The sequence below is a fragment of the Mucilaginibacter terrenus genome, assembly GCF_003432065.1.
Taxonomy (GTDB): domain Bacteria; phylum Bacteroidota; class Bacteroidia; order Sphingobacteriales; family Sphingobacteriaceae; genus Mucilaginibacter; species Mucilaginibacter terrenus.
In genome coordinates this window covers 1120290-1137372 of the sequence record NZ_QWDE01000001.1, presented here as the reverse complement: position 1 = coordinate 1137372, position 17083 = coordinate 1120290, and the positions used below count along the sequence as shown (strand labels likewise).

Sequence of the window (17083 nt, the reverse complement as noted above, 5' to 3'; positions counted from 1 at the left end):
CAAAAGTAAACGTTTAGCAGCAAAGTAAATAGTTTCGGGGTACAAAACATCAACTATGTTAGCCGGCTAATTTCTTGTACAACCATATCTATTCTTTCGTTGATTGTTGTGTCTCCGCTAATTTCTATCTTCCTGCCGCTTGCTACCGTTAACCAGTCCCTGTGTGCTTTTACATTTCGTCCGCTGAAATCCGGATTGTCGTATTCTGCAGCCCAGTCTACAAAATCCCGGAATAGTTTTGCCCTGACCGGATCATTATAAATCGCATCACCATAACGTTCTTCTTCCCTTGCGATTAAGCGTTTTATTCGTATATCAGCAGGAATGTACAAAAAGACCACAAGGTCAAACATCGTCCAGAATACATCTCCCCACTTGATTACACTCCCGCCAAGTATCCAGCTTTGATGTTGTGCCATGTCATTTAGCAACATCCGGTTACGGATTGCCGGATTGCGTTTAACAGTATAAGGTACTTCGGTCGTTTCCCAAAAGTATTCATCGGTATCAAAATAAGGAATATCGAGCCGCTCTGAAAGCGCTCTCCCCAAGGTGGTAGAACCTGCGCAGGACGCACCCATAATTTGAATTTTCATAGCGTTAAATCAAAATAACAAACATACCAAATACCATTCGCAGAAACGCTTAATGGTTTTGTATTCTATTAATTTGGTTCGGCACAATTTTTTACCTTTGCACCCTATGACAGCTACCGAAATACGTAAAGCTTTTCTTGATTTTTTTACATCAAAGGGGCACCTGGTTGTACCAAGCGCGCCTATTGTAGTTAAAAACGACCCAACACTGATGTTCACCAACGCGGGCATGAACCAGTTTAAGGATATATTTTTGGGTGAAGCAGCACCTAAATCTTCACGTGTTACTGACACCCAACGCTGCCTTCGGGTAAGCGGCAAGCACAACGATTTGGAAGAGGTAGGGATTGATACCTATCACCACACCATGTTTGAGATGCTGGGTAACTGGAGCTTTGGCGACTATTTCAAAAAGGAGGCTATAACCTGGAGCTGGGAATTGCTGACTGAAGTTTACAAACTGCCCAAAGACCGCCTTTATGTTACTTATTTTGAGGGGGACACTAAAGAAGGTTTAGAAACTGATACCGAAACTTACGAGTTGTGGAAGCAATATGTTGATGAAGCACATATACTGCCGGGCAACAAAAAAGACAACTTTTGGGAAATGGGGGAGACAGGACCCTGCGGCCCTTGCTCTGAAATACACTACGATGGTCGACCGGACAATGAGCGTGCACAGGTAAACGGTGCAACCCTGGTAAATGCCGACCATGATCAGGTAATTGAAATATGGAACAATGTATTCATGCAGTTCAACCGTTTGAAAGATAGTTCACTGCAGCCGCTGCCCAACAAACATGTTGATACCGGGATGGGATTTGAGCGTTTGGTACGGGTAATGCAGGGTAAAACCTCAAACTACGATACCGACGTTTTCCAGCCGATGATACAGTTCATCGCGGCGAAAAGCGGAAAATCCTATAACAGCGTTGCCAAGCCAGGTGATACTGATTGGAACGATGCTGTAGCCATGCGCGTGCTTTCAGACCATATCCGTGCAATAAGCTTTGCCATAGCAGATGGTCAGTTACCGGCGAGCAATAAGGCGGGCTATGTTATCCGCAGGATATTGCGCCGTGCAGTGCGTTATAGCTATCAAACATTAGGCTTTAAAGAGCCATTCTTTAATCAGTTAGTGCCGTTATTGGCCGAGCAGTTCAAAGGTGTTTTTGATGAATTGTATGCTCAAAAGGATTTTGTACAGAAGGTGATCTTGGAGGAGGAGGTTGCGTTCTTACGAACATTGTCCAAAGGGATAGAGATTTTTAATAATATAACAGCCATCTACAACGGGGGGACAACAATCTTAGATGGGGGCAACTTTGTTAATCATGAAGCTGGAAAAAATGTCATAAAAGGTAAAGATGCCTTTGAGTTATCTGACACTTACGGCTTCCCAATAGATCTTACCGAACTAATGGCCCGTGAAAAGGGTTGGTCTGTGGACATTGACGGCTTCAACGCAGCTCTCCAAGAACAAAAGACGCGTTCACGTGCTGCCACCGCCATTGACACCGGCGACTGGATTATGATCAAAGATGAAGACGAAGCAGTTGAGTTCACCGGGTATGATGAGACGGAAACCATCGCACACATCATTAAATACCGTAAGGTTAGTGCTAAAGGCAAAGAGCAGTACCAGATTGTGCTGGATAAAACGCCGTTTTATGCAGAAAGCGGCGGCCAGGTAGGTGATAAAGGCGAATTGATATTCCCTAACGGCGATATCATCTATGTAACGGACACCAAAAAGGAGAACGGGCTTATCGTTCATTTCACAGATAAACTGCCATCTACTCCGGAAGATGCTTTAACTGCTATTGTAGACCCTCAGAAACGCAACAGTACCGAGGGTAACCACACTGCTACGCACCTTTTGCACGCTGCCATGAAGCAGGTACTGGGTAGCCACGTCAATCAAAAAGGCTCGCTGGTAAATAGTGATTACCTGCGGTTCGACTTTTCGCACTTTGCTAAAGTTACTGATGAGGAATTGGCGCAGATAGAAACCATCGTAAATCAAAAAGTGCGCGAGAATATTCCACTGAAAGAGGAGCGCATGGTGGCTTACCAGGAAGCTATCACCAGTGGTGTAACTGCACTATTTGGCGAAAAATATGGCGAGTATGTACGCGTTATCACTTTCGATGATAACTTTAGCAAGGAGCTTTGCGGTGGCACCCACGTAAAGGCCACCGGGCAAATAGGCTACTTTAAAATAGTGGCAGAAAGCGCTGTCGCTGCCGGTGTCCGTCGTATCGAAGCTATTACCGGCGTCGCTGCTGAAAACTACATCAACGAGCAAACTAAATTGGTACAGGGGGTGAAGGAACTGCTAAAAAATCCTAAAGACATCAACAAAAGTATAGAGGCTTTACTGGAGGAGAACAACCGCCTTAAAAAGGAAATAGAGAAAGCGGTACTGGAGAAATCATCGGGGCTGAAGGACGAACTTGCAAAGAAAGCAACTGAAATAAACGGTGTCAACTTTATTGCCGAGAGGGTAGAACTGCCGAATGCCGATGCTGTGAAAAATGTCTCCTACCAGCTAAAGGATATTGTACCTAACTTGTTCCTGGTACTGGCTACCGAGAACGACGGCAAACCCGGCCTTACTGTAATGATAGCCGAGAACCTGGTGAAAGAGAAGGGCCTGAATGCCGGAACCATCGTTCGTGAATTGGCTAAGGAGATACAAGGCGGCGGCGGTGGTCAACCGTTTTATGCAACGGCTGGTGGTAAGGACGCGACAGGTTTAGAACGTGCGTTGGAAAAAGCCAAGTCGTTTTTATCCTGATCAACTGTTTCGGCTAGAGTGAAACAGCTGAAACATACTTAATTTGTAAGTGGTTGTTTTACAATAACTTAATTTTTTAAGCGAAACAAACCGAAACAGTATAAAAACTTCAGGATAGTTAAGTTAAATAGTAATCCGTCAGATTGTTATCAGATATACATAGATTTTTACAATTATGGTGAAACAGTGTCCGGCTTATTAGTTTTGAAACAAACCGAAACACTTTAAAATAAAGAAGCCCAGCGTACGCCGGGCTTCTTTATTTTGCTTTCTAACCTATTAGTGTTTGCCGTGACCGTGGCCATTGCCGCCGCCATGGCCTTTACCGCCACCGTTGCCGCGGCCATTACCCCAGCCATTATGATTGCCGTTGTCGTGCTTAACTTTAACAACGCGGGTATTGTTGTTGTAGTAATTGTTGCGTACAATAACCTGCTTTTTGTTGCCTTTGTATTTAGCATATTTTACACGGTCGGTGGTGAAATACCTGTATGCCTGCGGGCGGTTCACCGCAACCTTGTAACCGTTATTTATGTTGAATGAACCATAACGCGGAGGAGGCGTATTGCGCCACACCCAATTGCCGCCGTCTAGGTAAACGTACTGGTGTTTGGGTACATAGTAGTAGCTCTCAATGTCTGGTACGTAGTAATAATCAACGCCCGAGTATTCTGCCGGTGGGTTCCATAAACCAACATTAAGGTTAACGCTTACCTGGGCATTAGCTTTTGTAAAGAGTGCAAGGGCTAAAATTGATAAGAAACTTGCTCGTAAAATTGTCTTTTTCATCGTAGTGTGAATTTATAGCATCATGAACAAGCTGTGCATTGTTTTGTTTGTAGATGCTCACAACCACCGCATAATAGACTACCTGAATACTGGATATTTTCTAAATAATAGCTTCAAAAAATAACTAATACTACTATATTTGACAGGTTAGATCAATGCCGGTCCATCTGGCAATTTGTAAAATATGACAGTTGTAACAAGCGCCGTGAGCGAAAAATACGAGCTGGTTGTAGGGTTAGAGATACACGCACAATTATCTACGTTAAGTAAATCCTTCTCATCAGATCCGGCTGCTTTTGGCGGTTCTCCCAATAGCCACGTTAGTGTTATATCACTTGGGCACCCGGGCACCCTGCCGCGCATCAATAAGCGTATGGTAGAATTTGCTGTTAAGATGGGATTAGCCTGCAATTGTACAATTAATCAGCATAATACATTTGCCCGTAAAAATTACTTCTATGCCGATCTGCCAAAGGGCTTCCAAACCACGCAGGATCAGCAGCCTATTTGTTTAGGCGGCTTTGTGCCTGTAAAACTGCATGACGGTACAATAAAAAACATTGCTATACACCACATCCACATGGAGGACGACGCCGGTAAAAGCGCGCACGACCAGCATGATGAGTATTCATTTATAGACCTGAACAGGGCAGGGGTGCCGCTGATAGAAATCGTCTCTCAACCCGACTTGCGCAGTGCCGAAGAAGCAGGCCAGTTCCTGACCGAGGTGCGCCGGCTGTTGCGTTACCTGGAGATATGTGATGGTAATATGGAAGAAGGCAGCATGCGTTGCGACGCCAACATCTCGGTGCGTTTAAAAGGCGCTCCGGAATATGGCAATCGTTGTGAAGTGAAAAACCTCAACTCTATACGTAATGTACAGCGCGCTATTGACCATGAGTTTGAGCGACAGGTCGCCATTATTGAAGCGGGCGGACACATAGATCAAAACACACTTAATTTCAATGCAGATACAGGCGAAACATCGGTACTCCGTTCCAAAGAAATGGCGAACGACTACCGCTACTTTCCAGAGCCCGACCTGCTGCCTGTGGTAATTACCGACGAAACTCTTGCCGAAATCCGCAAGAGTATGCCTGCTTTACCTGCGGAACTGTTCAATAAGTATACAACTGAGTTTGGCCTGTCCGAATACGATGCAGGTGTAATAGCAGCCGAAAAGACTTTCGCGTTGTATTTTGAGGAGGTAATAAAATTTACCGGCAACTACAAAACTGCAGCGAACTGGATGATGGGCGCTGTGAGGTCCTACCTTAACGATCATAATCTAACCACTACTGATCTTACGTTAACACCGGAAGCACTTGCCGGGTTGATAAACCTGGTAGATACCGGCAAGGTAAACAACTCTGTAGCCGCGCACAAGATATTCCCGGAAATGCTGAAAAGCAACAATAAAACCGCCGAACAACTTGCTAAAGAACTCAACCTGATCATAAGTGAAGATTCGTCCCAACTGGATGATTTTATAAACGCTGCCCTGGCGAAATTCCCAGATAAGGTAATAGAATACCAAAAAGGAAAGAAAGGCGTTTTAGGCTTGTTTATGGGCGAGATCATGAAGATATCCAAAGGCAAGATCGACCCAAAGAAAACCAATCAGCTTTTAATAAAGCAACTAGAATCTAAATAGTAACATGAAGCTTCGTAACCTTATATTAACCGTATCAATAGCGGCTCTTTTTGCCGTATCCTGTAGCGATAAAAACAGCTTTACTATATCAGGAACCATAAACAATCCCGGTAAAGATAAAAAGATCATGTTGATGGGTACCGATACTACCGGAGTTATCGCCTTGGATTCGACCATGGTTGATGATCAGGGTAAATTCTCATTCAAGCACAGTACGCCTTATGCCAACCTTTTCAAGCTCCGTTACAATGGAACTATATTTGACGTCGTGGCTGCTAATGGAGATGATATAAAGATAACTACTGATGCTGCAGATGTTACGCATAGCTATGAGATCACCGGGTCTGATCCTTCTGAAAAGATAAAGGAGTTTAACAAGATTGCCAATGTTTACGGTGAGAAAAACAGCAAACTATCTGACGAGTACACCGCTAAAAGCGAAGCACTGGGCCGAGAGTCGGACTCGCTATTGGCTATTTACATGCCGATGTTTCAAAAGAACATAGCAGAGTACAGCCAGGAAGTTTTAAAATTTGTTGAAGCGAACAAACACTCCCTGGCGGGATTTTACGCAGCTACATCACTGGATCAGCAAAAGTACGAGCAGCAGCTGGTAAGTTATGCAGACGAGATAAAAGACGACTTTAAAGATAACCCGGGTGTGCAGATGTTCCGTAAACAGATGGAAGGTATTAAACCTATATCAATAGGGCATAAAGCACCGGAGTTCAGCACTGCAGGAATTGACGGCAAGCAAGTTAAATTGTCAGACTATAAAGGAAAGTACGTAATGATTGATTTTTGGGCTTCCTGGTGCTTGCCATGCCGCCAGGAAAATCCTAACGTATTAAAACAGTATAAAAAATTTCACGATAAAGGCTTTAACATTCTTGGAATCTCCCTTGATGAGAGCAAATCTGCCTGGCAAGGTGCAATAAATGCTGATAAGCTGAATTGGGCTCATGTCTCTGATCTTCAGCGGTTTGAAGGAGCAACCGAGCGTCTGTACCGTATTGAAGCTATTCCGTCAAACTTCATAATAGATCCGCAAGGAACTATAGTAGCCAAGAATGTTTTTGGAGCAGATCTGGAGAGTTTTTTAAATAAAACATTTAAGTAAACTAAACTGAACGTTAAGCATTTAGGGTAGTTAACAATTTGTTAATATTGTGTTAACCATTAGCTTGAATTAAGGTTATACATTTATGCCAAATATTTAACCTTACATGAGCACTACCGGAAAACAAAAGATCCTGATCGTAGATGACGAGCCCGATATTTTAGAGCTGATAGAATACAACCTTAAAAAAGAAGGTTATCAGGTTTACAGCGCCCGCAATGGACAGGAGGCAGTAGCTGAAGCTAAAAAGACCCTTCCTGATCTTATTGTGCTTGATATTATGATGCCTAAAATGGATGGCATTGAGGCATGCCGCATTATGCGTACTATGCCTGAGTTTAAAAATACCTTTATGGTGTTCCTGACAGCACGAAGCGAAGAGTACAGTGAAATTGCCGGCTTTAACGTAGGTGCCGATGATTATATAGCTAAGCCAATAAAGCCACGTGCCCTAGTTAGCCGTATCAACGCCATATTACGCCGCAATGCCCCGCCTGAAGAAGTTACAGACAATAAGCTTGAAATAGGCGATCTGGTTATTGACCGTGAGGCTTACCTGGTTTATAAAAATGGCGTAAAGGTTGTTTTGGCTAAAAAGGAATTTGAATTATTATACCTGCTGGCTTCTAAGCCAGGAAAAGTATACACCCGCGAGGTTATCCTCAAGAACATTTGGGAAGATTCGGTAGTAGTTACCAACCGTACTATAGACGTACACATACGTAAACTGCGCGAAAAACTGGGCGACGACTGTGTTGCTACGGTAAAAGGAGTAGGTTACAAGTTTGAGAAATAACAAAAAGGCCCTGAAACATTCCGGGCCTTTTTGCTTATGATAGAATTGTGTTGAAAGTTATGCTTTAGCTGCACTTTTTGTAGCACGGGTTTGTTTTGCAGCAGCCTTAGGCGCGATCGCCTTTTTTACTGATGTTGTTTTATTTGCCTTTACAGCTTTAGGCGTGGGTGCCGTTTTAGTATCAGCTGATTTTTTATCCTGCGCGCCAGCTGGTTTCGCCTTTGCAGTGGTGGCTTTTTCGTCAGCTTTAGCTTTTATACCTGCTGTTGGTGACTTAGCCTTTTTGGTTGCGGTTGTTGCCTTAGCTTCAACGTCAGCGGTTTTCTTTTTAGAAGTTGTTGCATTTGCGGCAGGCTGTTTAGCCCCAGCTGGTTTTACAGTAGAAACTTTACGGGTTGCGGCAGGCTTTTTAGCAGATACCGTTTCCTCAACCTCTTCTATCTTGTCTCCGGCTTTTTCCGTGAGGTCTTCAGCAGTTTCTTTTGTGCCATCCCAAAACTCCTCTATGGTTTCCTTTATCTTCTCAAAAAAACCTTTTTCTTCGGGCTGTGTACTGTTCTTGCTCATGATGTTTGTTTTTAGGTGATGTTAGTTGCTGTGATTCAAATAATTAACATCAACTATTTGCAATTGTTTTATCACCTGGAGCCAGCCATGTACATTGCCGTCGTTTAAACAATAAAGCTTATTTTTGCAGGCTAGTTTAAAATAATGAAGATACCCAAATTTGCCGACCTGATTTTATTTGAAGATGATGACATCATTGTGGTTAATAAACCACCGTTCATCAGTTCGCTTGATGAGCGTGAAGGCGGAGAGATAAATATGCTGCGTTTAGCTAAACAATATAGTGACGACGCGCAGATATGCCACCGGTTGGATAAAGAGACCTCAGGCGCGCTGATAATAGCTAAGAATCCCGAAGCTTACCGCCACGTAAGCATGCAGTTTGAAAAGCGCAAGGTAAGAAAGGTTTACCATGCAGTGATAGATGGCACCCACGTGTTTGATAACCTGTTTATAGATCTACCCATCCTGAACGTAGGTAAAGGAAACGTTACCATAAGCCGGCAGGAGGGTAAAAGGGCTGAGACATGGTTTCAGTCGTTAAAGTACTTTAAGCATTATACATTGGTAGAATGCCGCCCTGTCACCGGGCGTATGCACCAGATACGTATTCACCTGGCGTCGCAGCGTGCTGCCATTGCGGGAGACGAAATGTATAAGGGCTTGCCGGTTTATCTTTCTAAGCTAAAACGCAAATACCAGTTAGGAAAAGATCAGGAAGAACTGCCCATCATGAAACGCTTTGCGCTTCATGCTTATGAGGTTACCTTTAAATTACTGAACGGAGAGGATATTACTATTCATGCGCCTTACCCTAAAGATTTCGAGACGCTACTAAAGTTGCTTGACAAGTTTGATTCTTAACTTACAGCATTTGTTGATGAAAGCCTTTAGCTTATTTGATGCAAACAAAAAAAGCCCCTGTGTAAACACAGGGGCTGAATATTTTATAAGCTATCCTTACTTAGCAGGCGGAGGAGTAGTATCCTTAGCTACAGTAGTAAATGATGCAGGCGGAGGAGTAGTATCCTTTTTCAACCGTAAAGCAGACGGCGGAGGAGTAGTATCTTTTTTAGTTCTTTCTAATTGGCCAGATACTGATTTTTTCACAGCCTGGTCCTTTTGGCAAGAGTATACGCCTATAGCGATAACTGCTGCTAAGATAAAAGGTAATATTTTTTTCATGATTGCTGGGGTCTAATGTAATAAAATTTTTATAAAGGTATGTACAATATCCGGTACTGTCAAGGGGATTTTAATATTTGATTAACAATGTGCAGTTATATTTGTTTTTATAAAAGGCAAATGTAAATTTATGGAAAATATACAGCATGCTCAGAAAGCTCCTAATTGCTTTAAATTTTTTGATTCTTTTTGTGTGCATTTGTAAGGCTGATGGTCTGAAGCAGAGTGCTGTACAATCTGTGCAACTTAAAATAAACCAGGATACCCTTGCCGACATACTGGAGCAAAAAGATTACTTCATCCGGCAAAAAAGATTACTGGTATTCGTGAAAAACTACATTCAGGCTTCCCATCCTGACAAAATGAGTGCTGTTCAGGATACCTTCAATAACGTTTTTAGCAGGTATAACGCCAGAAATAAAGAGGCTTACAGCGCTTTTATGAGGAGCATTGCCCTGTACAAGCAAAAATATCTGAAAGAAGCTGAACGCTATATGACAGCAGCGGCGCAGATGGTGCAACGAGATAAGGAGCACTACCTTGCTTATCAGTTCCTTACGCACCTGGGGTTCATACAAACAGACAGGGGAAATTTTATTGGTGCTATTTACAACTACCGTATGGCTACCAAAGAAGTTATACAGATTAAAGACAAGTTTAAGGACAATCGAGCCCAGGCTGCACTCAACATCAACATTTCCGATCTTTACTACAAGACGGGCTTTTACGCCCAGTCATTAAATTACCTTGATAATGCCTGGTCTCTCATCAGTAAAGATGAGGCGAGTAAAAGCTTACTTTCAAGTGTAATTTTTTACAATAAGTCAGAAAATTTCTTCAGGCAGAAGAATATAGATTCGTTGCGGGCTTATCACAAAAAACTTAACGATCCACGTAATAAAAACTACAAGATTTATACTTACCGGGAACGTACCGCTTATTACCTGAACCTGCTAAAACAGGAGTATGACGTAGCTATAAAGCAGATACTGGATCTCAAGAAAAACAAGAGCTATGTTCCGAGCGAGTTAGAGGATCAACACCTTGCCGATGCTTACTACGCCAGCGGACAACTGGACTCATCAAAAAAAATATTAGACAGGCTTATTACCGCTGATAACGAGAACAACCATCCGGAAATTAAATATCACTTGTACGAAATACTTGCCTGGATCTCTGGTAAAAAAGGCGATTATAAAGCATCTGCTGAGAATTTTAAATTGGCGCTGCAACAGTCTCAGGAGAATACCACCCGGCTTACCCAGGTAGGTAATATCTCATCTCAGATTAAGATAGACGAAACGGAAAACTCTTACATACAGCAAACACAGGAATATGAGCGCGAGCGCCTGTGGCTGATATTCATCGTAATAATAGCTGCACTAAGCCTGATTGCCGTAGCGCTAATTTATCGCAACGTAAAACAGAAGAGACATTACGAAAACCTGCTCTACGCGACTAAAAAGGCCGAACTCTCATTCATTAATTCCCACGAAGTGCGTAAGCACCTTACCAATATACTCGGCATAATGGACATCATCCAGCACAGCGACAACAATAAGGAAGAATATAAACAATGTGAGGAATATCTCCTGAGCTCAGCAAAAAGGCTGGACGAGGCTATAAAGAATATCTCAGATAAGATAAACGAGTAAGACTGCAACTCACAGCCAGCCCGTATATTTAGTTAATTAAAGGTTTATTAAACTTGTTTCCCGCTGAATAATATCAGCTACGCTGGTTTCCGAAAGGATTTTAAGTGTAGCATCGCGCACTTCTACAAATACGTCGCGTATACCGCAGGTGTGTTCCTGGTGGCACTCATCACAGCGATGATAAAAGTTAAGGCTTGCGCAAGGTACCATGGCGATAGGTCCATCGGTGATACGGAGTATGTTTACCAGGTAAATGTCTTTGGGGTCTTTGTTGAGGCTGTAACCACCGCCCGCACCTTTTTTACTATAAAGATACCCGGCGTTGCGGAGGTCCAGCAGTATCTGTTCAAGAAACTTTTTAGGTATTTTTTCCAGCTCAGCTATCTTTGATATCTGCATGGGTGGTTTATCCATGTTCTTGCCCATAGCTACCAGAGCCTTAATGGCATATTTCGTTTTTTTGGAAAGCATCTAAAAAAATAAGCAACAAAGTTACGTAAACAAATCCATTAAGCTACAGGCTGAATATACGCAATTATTAAGATTTATCAGAATGCCCCAAACTTTTGTCGGGGCTGATCATATCCCTTACTAACTGTTTCAACTCCTTTATTTCCGGAAACCTGCCTTGTTCTTTCCTGTCAAAAATAAGCTTATCTTCTATGCTAATACTATACCTGCCTGCCACTTCGCTTGGTTGTAAAGTTACACCATGCAGTTCATCGCTAAAGGTAGTTAGCAGTTCCTGCGCCATGTAAGCGGCGCGCAGTAACCAATTGCACTTTGGGCAGTATTCTATAGTAATTGTCGGCTTCATAGCTGCAATATTAACACCTATTTACCTCTGAATTTGTATAGGTAGGGAGCTTTGTGAGCGCCGCCGCTAAATTTTTTTGCTATACGCTCCAATTTGCCCAGTGCCAGCATTTTCCGTTGGAAAGCAGGCCTCAGCAGTTTTTTGTTTAAGATGGTTTCATATAGGGCCTGTAATTCGGCCATAGTAAATTCCTCCGGCAAAAGATTAAAGCCAATTAGTTTATCGTCCAGCTTTTCCCTTAGGGATTGTAGGGCTTTCTCTACTATGGTGTTGTGATCCTGAATTAATGGTGGCAGTGCTGTTAGGTCACACCATTCGCAGCTGTCAAAAATCTTGTCGGGTGTTGGGCTTACCTTTGTGAAATCTACCAGGGCAAAGTAGCCCACACTGATAAAACGCTGTAACAACCAATGTTTCTTTAGATCGTTAGTAGTTGTTTCATTGGCCTCCATAAAGGTAATAAATGGGGAGGGGTCATGCCGGGATACATCGCCAAACACATAAAATTGCTCCAGAAAAATATCAGACAGGCCAGTACGTTCTTGTGCAACCCGTTTGGCTGCCTGGTTTAGATCTTCATTATCTCGTACAAAACCTCCGGGCAGCGCATTTAGGCCGGTTTTGCTATAGCGCATTATTAATACCTTCAGTTGGTTGTCATGAAAGCCAAATATGACAGCGTCTATAGCTAAATGCGGGATGAACCCTTTACCCGCAGGATCACTCTCGTTAGGTTTGGTCGAACTCATTTATGATTGACAAAGAATTTATTTGTTAAAGCCAATTATACAGGCTATTATTGTAACACAATGATACAATAATAATTGTTGTAACCAAATTACAAACTAACACATGAAAAAACTATCTATTATCGTGCTGCTGCAAATTGCTGCCATAAGCGTTTTTGCACAGCCATCAACGCAGGTGAAAACGGTAAATGGCACCGTAGAAGGCGTTACCGAAAAATCGGGCGTTGTTAGCTACAAGGGCATCCCGTTCGCCCAGCCGCCAATTGGCGAACTGCGCTGGAAAGATCCGCAACCGGTTAACAACTGGACAGGTGTGCGCAAGTGCGATGCGTTTGGCTACAACGCAATGCAGAAAAAGGTATTTGGAGATATGGGCTTCCGGTCCCCGGGTATGAGCGAAGATTGCCTGTATCTCAACGTATGGGTACCTGCTAAAAAAACTAAAGAAAAGATGCCGGTGCTGGTGTATTTCTACGGCGGTGGCTTTGTGGCCGGCGACGGTTCCGAAGCACGCTACGATGGCGAGAGCATGGCTAAGAGAGGCATTATATCACTTACTGTAAACTATCGCCTGGGAGTATTCGGATTTTTGTCGCACCCGGAGCTGAGCAAAGAATCGCCGCATCATTCGTCTGGTAATTATGGATTGTTGGATCAGAACGCTGCGCTAAAGTGGGTTCAGGCTAATATCGAAGCATTTGGCGGTGACCCTAAGCGGGTAACTATTGCGGGTGAATCTGCCGGTTCTATGTCTGTTTCCGCGCAAATGGTATCGCCACTATCAAAGAATCTCATCAATGGCGCTATTGGTGAAAGCGGTGCCATGCTGGGCCCGTTAGCACCAGCCCCACTAAGTACCGGCGAAAGCAATGGGGTAAAATTTGCAGAAAAAATAGGTGCCACAACATTAACCGCTTTACGCGCGCTTCCGGCAGATCAACTATTAGAACTGGCGTCTAAGCCAGGTAACCCATCTATAAGTTTTATTGTAGATGGTTATTTTTTCATAAAAAAACCTATAGAGACATTTTCGGCAGGGGAGCAGGCACATGTTCCTTTATTAGTAGGCTGGAACTCGGCCGAAATACCTTTCCAGGCTTTTATGTACGGAAACGCGCCAACGCCTGAAAACTACATGAAACAGTTGAAAACGTTTTACGGCGAAAAAGCTGATGAAGTGGCTAAGTTATATCCTGGTACTACAGAGGCTGAGGTTATTAAATCTGCAACTGAACTGGCTAGCGATAGGTTTATAGTTTATAGCACCTGGAAATGGACGGATGTTCACGCACAAACAAGCGGCCAACCGGTTTATCGTTATATATTCTCGAAAGTTAAACCGCCTATGACTGCTAAGATGGCGGGCGCAACGCCGGGTTTAGCAGGTGGCATGAACAAAAGCGACCCAGCAAAGCCTACGCCGCCAAAAGGCCCAGAGCCGTATGCTGGTGCGCCACATGCTTTCGAGATAGAATATGCCATGGGTAACCTGGCAACTAACGAAAGTTACCAGTGGTCAGCAGCAGACTACAAGGTATCAAACACTATGGAAACCTACTTTGCCAACTTTGTAAAAACTGGTAACCCTAACGGTAGCGGCGTTCCTAAATGGGTTGCAAACACTAAAGGTAGCCCGGTGCATTTCATTAACCTTGATGTGAAAACCGTCCTGGAAAAGGAAACTCCTCAGTTAAGGGGCAGGTACGTATTTTTAGATAAAGAGTATACCAAATAACAGTACTCATAGAAAAGTCCGCTGATTAACTCAGCGGACTTTTCTTTACAATAGTGAATTCTTAATTAATTTCCTGGCCACTATAAACGCCACCGAACCTGATACAAGTAAGATTGATGCAACAAGAAGCTGGTTTATTGATTTTTCAGGTACATACTGTACGCCTTTCCTGTTAGCTTTTGCAGGCTTATGTACGTATCTTCCGTTAGATGGTACTGCGTCTGCGTCAAAGTTATCTATCAGTTCGTCCAGACCCTTTATTAACTCTTCACCATACATAGGTTTACCGTGCCCGGTTGCGGCAATAGCAGGTGCTAACTCGCGTAATTTCAACACTGTTTTTTTTGCTGCAGGCCAGTTGTAAGTGAAATACCTTGGCGGACCCGAAATAACTTTCTTTTGTGTAGCTACTGCAAACGCAGACTCCTGCCTGGTGCTTACAAAAGCGTCGCCACTTATTAATAACCTGTCTTTCTCTCGGAATAACGAAATATGCCCAGGAGCATGCCCGGGAGTGTGTATATACTTCCAGTCGGTTAAGAATGGCAAGTGCTCTCCTGAGTCTAGCTGGTGCACCCTGTTGCCCAGGTTTATTGATTTGTACGGATAGGTTACAGAAAGCAAGCTCATTAGTCCACCACCTGATGTAGGATCCGGAGGTGGATAGGCCGACCCTCCTGTAACATATGGAAGTTCTAACGGATGTACAAATACAGGTACATCCCAGTTCTTAAGCAACGTTTCTATATTCCCTACATGATCGAAATGTCCATGAGTTAGAATAATAGCTTTGGGTGGGTTGTTACCAAAAAGCTCGTTAGCCATAGTAAGTATCTTATCTGCTGATCCTTTAAGGCCGGCATCTACCAATACCCAATCGTTTTTGTTTATGGCGATCATATACAGGTTTACAAAAACTGTCTTCAATCCCCAAACACCTTTTGCTACCTCAAAGTGGTCGGTTTTTGGGCCATCTGCCGCTAATACATTCTTCATTATTTCTCCTTTCACTTTTCTACGCTTAATTAATGAATGTTTATTTTTTCGAGATCTGCACGCGGCGGGCCTGTTAAAACTTTTCCGTCTAAATCAAAGCGGCCGCCGTGACATGGGCAATCCCAGCTTTTTTCTGCGTCGTTAAACGCCACTATACATTTAGCATGTGTACAAACCGGATTTAGACATGTTACTTTCCCTTCAGCATCTTTATAAACAGCAAGTTTTTCTCCCTCGTATTTTACTATTGTGCCGGTATCAGCCTTTAGCTCTTTGAAAGAATCAATCGTGTCAGCTGACAAACGGTCTGCAATGAAGCGATAAGCCACATCAGCATTCTCTTTAACAAATTCAGTAAAGCCCGCCACAGGTTTTACCCTGGCCGGGTTATATAGTGAAGTGTACTTGTTTTCTTTACCAAGGATTATATCGTTAAGGATTTTGCCGGAAATAGTGCCGAACATCATGCCGTTTCCATTATAGCCCGTAGCTACGTAAAGGTTGTTGTATCCACCGGGTAAATGACCTATGAACGGCAATCCATCAGACGATGTGTAATATTGCGCCGACCATTTAAAGCTTACTTCAGAAACGTTATAGTACAAGCGTACATAGTCTTCTAGGCGCTGGAAAGATTCTTCCGGACTATCGTGCCCAGTTTTATGATCTTCGCCGCCTACCAGCAGGTATTTCTTTCCGTCAACAACGTGTGTACGAAAGTAGTGGTATGGCTCCTTGCTGTCATAAGATAGTGCATCAGGGTAGGCTGATTCATCGGTAAGCCTGAAACCCATAACATAACTGCGGTAAGGGGCGCAGTAAAAGTCCATCAGGTTTAAACCTGGTGGCAGGTGCGTGGCATATACCAGGTCGCGGCTTTTAATACTTACATCATCTGCTTTAGCTATATGTGTATTGTCCTGGTAGCTGGTTTCACGAATGAATGTATTTTCGAGAATGATCCCACCGGCAGCTACAAATTGTTCGGCGAGCGCAAAAATGTACTTAATGGGATGGAACTGTCCCTGATTTTTTAAAACGATTGATTTTTTAAACGGAACTGAAACACCATTGATATTCGCCTCTTCGGCAGCAATCCCGGCGCGCTTTGTTGCTTCAAGTATCTCATCCAGCACCTTTACCTCCTCGTCTGTTTCGGCATACACGTAACCGTCTTTATAAGCCAGGTCGCAGTCTATGTTGTATTCTTTTACCAGTTGCTCAATAAGGCCAAATGATTCTTTGCCGCATTCAGCCAGCAACTTTGCGCTGTCTTCGCCAAAGTCCTGTTCTACTTCGGGGTAGGTAGTGTCAAAAAAGGTATTAAGGTGTGCACTTGTACCGCCTGTGGTACCAAAGCCAAGTGTGTAGGCTTCGGCAATGATGCACTGTTTGCCTTGTTTTTGCAACAGTAGGGCAGTAGTGATACCGGTTATCCCTCCGCCAACAATCAAGGCATCATATATAACATCTCTATTAAAGGCTCCTGACTTATTTTCCAAAGAAAAAGGCCCTTTTTGCCAAATGCTGCGGGTTTTGCTGTCACGTAATATTTGCTTGCGTTCTGTAGCGGTCGAGTTTTCCATGGTTTTTCAGGTAAATAAAAAAGCCGCTGCGTTTATAG

At 43.3% G+C, this 17083-nt stretch carries 16 protein-coding genes; 8 read left to right on the top strand and 8 right to left on the bottom strand.

Translation table 11 applies throughout. The features are described from left to right. Window positions 1-53 precede the first annotated feature (53 nt). Complete coding sequence (locus DYU05_RS05005; RefSeq protein WP_117381870.1) at window positions 54-596, bottom strand: AAA family ATPase; 543 nt, start codon at window positions 594-596, stop codon at window positions 54-56. Between the two features lie 106 nt (window positions 597-702). On the opposite strand from DYU05_RS05005, the gene alaS reads away from it, so the two are divergent. Further along, window positions 703-3396: an alanine--tRNA ligase gene (gene alaS / locus DYU05_RS05000; RefSeq protein ID WP_117381869.1), complete on the top strand. Its 2694-nt coding sequence runs from the start codon at window positions 703-705 to the stop codon at window positions 3394-3396. A gap of 279 nt (window positions 3397-3675) precedes the next feature. On the opposite strand, the gene DYU05_RS04995 is transcribed toward alaS, so the two are convergent. Continuing rightward, window positions 3676-4185: a hypothetical protein gene (locus DYU05_RS04995; protein WP_117381868.1), complete on the bottom strand. Its 510-nt coding sequence runs from the start codon at window positions 4183-4185 to the stop codon at window positions 3676-3678. Between the two features lie 184 nt (window positions 4186-4369). Between DYU05_RS04995 and gatB the strand changes: the two genes are divergently transcribed. The 3 genes from gatB to DYU05_RS04980 all read left to right on the top strand — a co-directional run bounded on the left by gatB (window position 4370) and on the right by DYU05_RS04980 (window position 7755). Continuing rightward, window positions 4370-5839: an Asp-tRNA(Asn)/Glu-tRNA(Gln) amidotransferase subunit GatB gene (gene gatB / locus DYU05_RS04990; protein WP_117381867.1), complete on the top strand. Its 1470-nt coding sequence runs from the start codon at window positions 4370-4372 to the stop codon at window positions 5837-5839. A 4-nt stretch (window positions 5840-5843) separates the two neighbouring features. Next, window positions 5844-6959 (top strand): TlpA disulfide reductase family protein, encoded by a 1116-nt coding sequence (locus DYU05_RS04985; RefSeq protein ID WP_117381866.1) that lies wholly within the window; start codon window positions 5844-5846, stop codon window positions 6957-6959. A 106-nt stretch (window positions 6960-7065) separates the two neighbouring features. Beyond that, a complete protein-coding gene (locus DYU05_RS04980; RefSeq protein ID WP_117381865.1) occupies window positions 7066-7755 on the top strand; it encodes a response regulator transcription factor in 690 nt (229 codons plus the stop codon). Window positions 7756-7812: 57 nt separating this feature from the next. On the opposite strand, the gene DYU05_RS04975 is transcribed toward DYU05_RS04980, so the two are convergent. Beyond that, window positions 7813-8322 (bottom strand): hypothetical protein, encoded by a 510-nt coding sequence (locus tag DYU05_RS04975; RefSeq protein WP_117381864.1) that lies wholly within the window; start codon window positions 8320-8322, stop codon window positions 7813-7815. A 144-nt stretch (window positions 8323-8466) separates the two neighbouring features. Between DYU05_RS04975 and DYU05_RS04970 the strand changes: the two genes are divergently transcribed. The 3 genes from DYU05_RS04970 to DYU05_RS04960 all read left to right on the top strand — a co-directional run bounded on the left by DYU05_RS04970 (window position 8467) and on the right by DYU05_RS04960 (window position 11162). Then, window positions 8467-9186, top strand: coding sequence for an RluA family pseudouridine synthase (locus tag DYU05_RS04970; protein WP_117381863.1), 720 nt, complete (start codon window positions 8467-8469; stop codon window positions 9184-9186). 16 nt (window positions 9187-9202) lie between these two features. After that, window positions 9203-9523 (top strand): hypothetical protein, encoded by a 321-nt coding sequence (locus DYU05_RS04965; RefSeq protein ID WP_117381862.1) that lies wholly within the window; start codon window positions 9203-9205, stop codon window positions 9521-9523. A gap of 223 nt (window positions 9524-9746) precedes the next feature. Beyond that, window positions 9747-11162: a tetratricopeptide repeat protein gene (locus DYU05_RS04960; RefSeq protein ID WP_133300163.1), complete on the top strand. Its 1416-nt coding sequence runs from the start codon at window positions 9747-9749 to the stop codon at window positions 11160-11162. A 36-nt stretch (window positions 11163-11198) separates the two neighbouring features. Here the strand turns inward: DYU05_RS04960 and DYU05_RS04955 are convergent, their stop codons facing one another. The 3 genes from DYU05_RS04955 to DYU05_RS04945 all read right to left on the bottom strand — a co-directional run bounded on the left by DYU05_RS04955 (window position 11199) and on the right by DYU05_RS04945 (window position 12728). After that, complete coding sequence (locus tag DYU05_RS04955; RefSeq protein WP_117381860.1) at window positions 11199-11633, bottom strand: RrF2 family transcriptional regulator; 435 nt, start codon at window positions 11631-11633, stop codon at window positions 11199-11201. 67 nt (window positions 11634-11700) lie between these two features. Next, window positions 11701-11979, bottom strand: coding sequence for a SelT/SelW/SelH family protein (locus tag DYU05_RS04950; protein ID WP_117381859.1), 279 nt, complete (start codon window positions 11977-11979; stop codon window positions 11701-11703). Between the two features lie 17 nt (window positions 11980-11996). Next, complete coding sequence (locus DYU05_RS04945) at window positions 11997-12728, bottom strand: NUDIX hydrolase (RefSeq protein WP_117381858.1); 732 nt, start codon at window positions 12726-12728, stop codon at window positions 11997-11999. Between the two features lie 103 nt (window positions 12729-12831). Here DYU05_RS04945 and DYU05_RS04940 point away from each other — a divergent pair, with 103 nt between their 5' ends. Then, window positions 12832-14463: a carboxylesterase/lipase family protein gene (locus tag DYU05_RS04940; protein ID WP_117381857.1), complete on the top strand. Its 1632-nt coding sequence runs from the start codon at window positions 12832-12834 to the stop codon at window positions 14461-14463. Between the two features lie 45 nt (window positions 14464-14508). On the opposite strand, the gene DYU05_RS04935 is transcribed toward DYU05_RS04940, so the two are convergent. Both DYU05_RS04935 and DYU05_RS04930 read right to left on the bottom strand, forming a co-directional pair. Then, the gene (locus tag DYU05_RS04935; protein ID WP_117381856.1) at window positions 14509-15459 is read right to left on the bottom strand and encodes an MBL fold metallo-hydrolase; all 951 of its coding nucleotides are present in this window, start codon (window positions 15457-15459) and stop codon (window positions 14509-14511) included. 29 nt (window positions 15460-15488) lie between these two features. Next, the gene (locus DYU05_RS04930; protein WP_117381855.1) at window positions 15489-17045 is read right to left on the bottom strand and encodes an FAD-dependent oxidoreductase; all 1557 of its coding nucleotides are present in this window, start codon (window positions 17043-17045) and stop codon (window positions 15489-15491) included. Window positions 17046-17083: the final 38 nt, after the last annotated feature.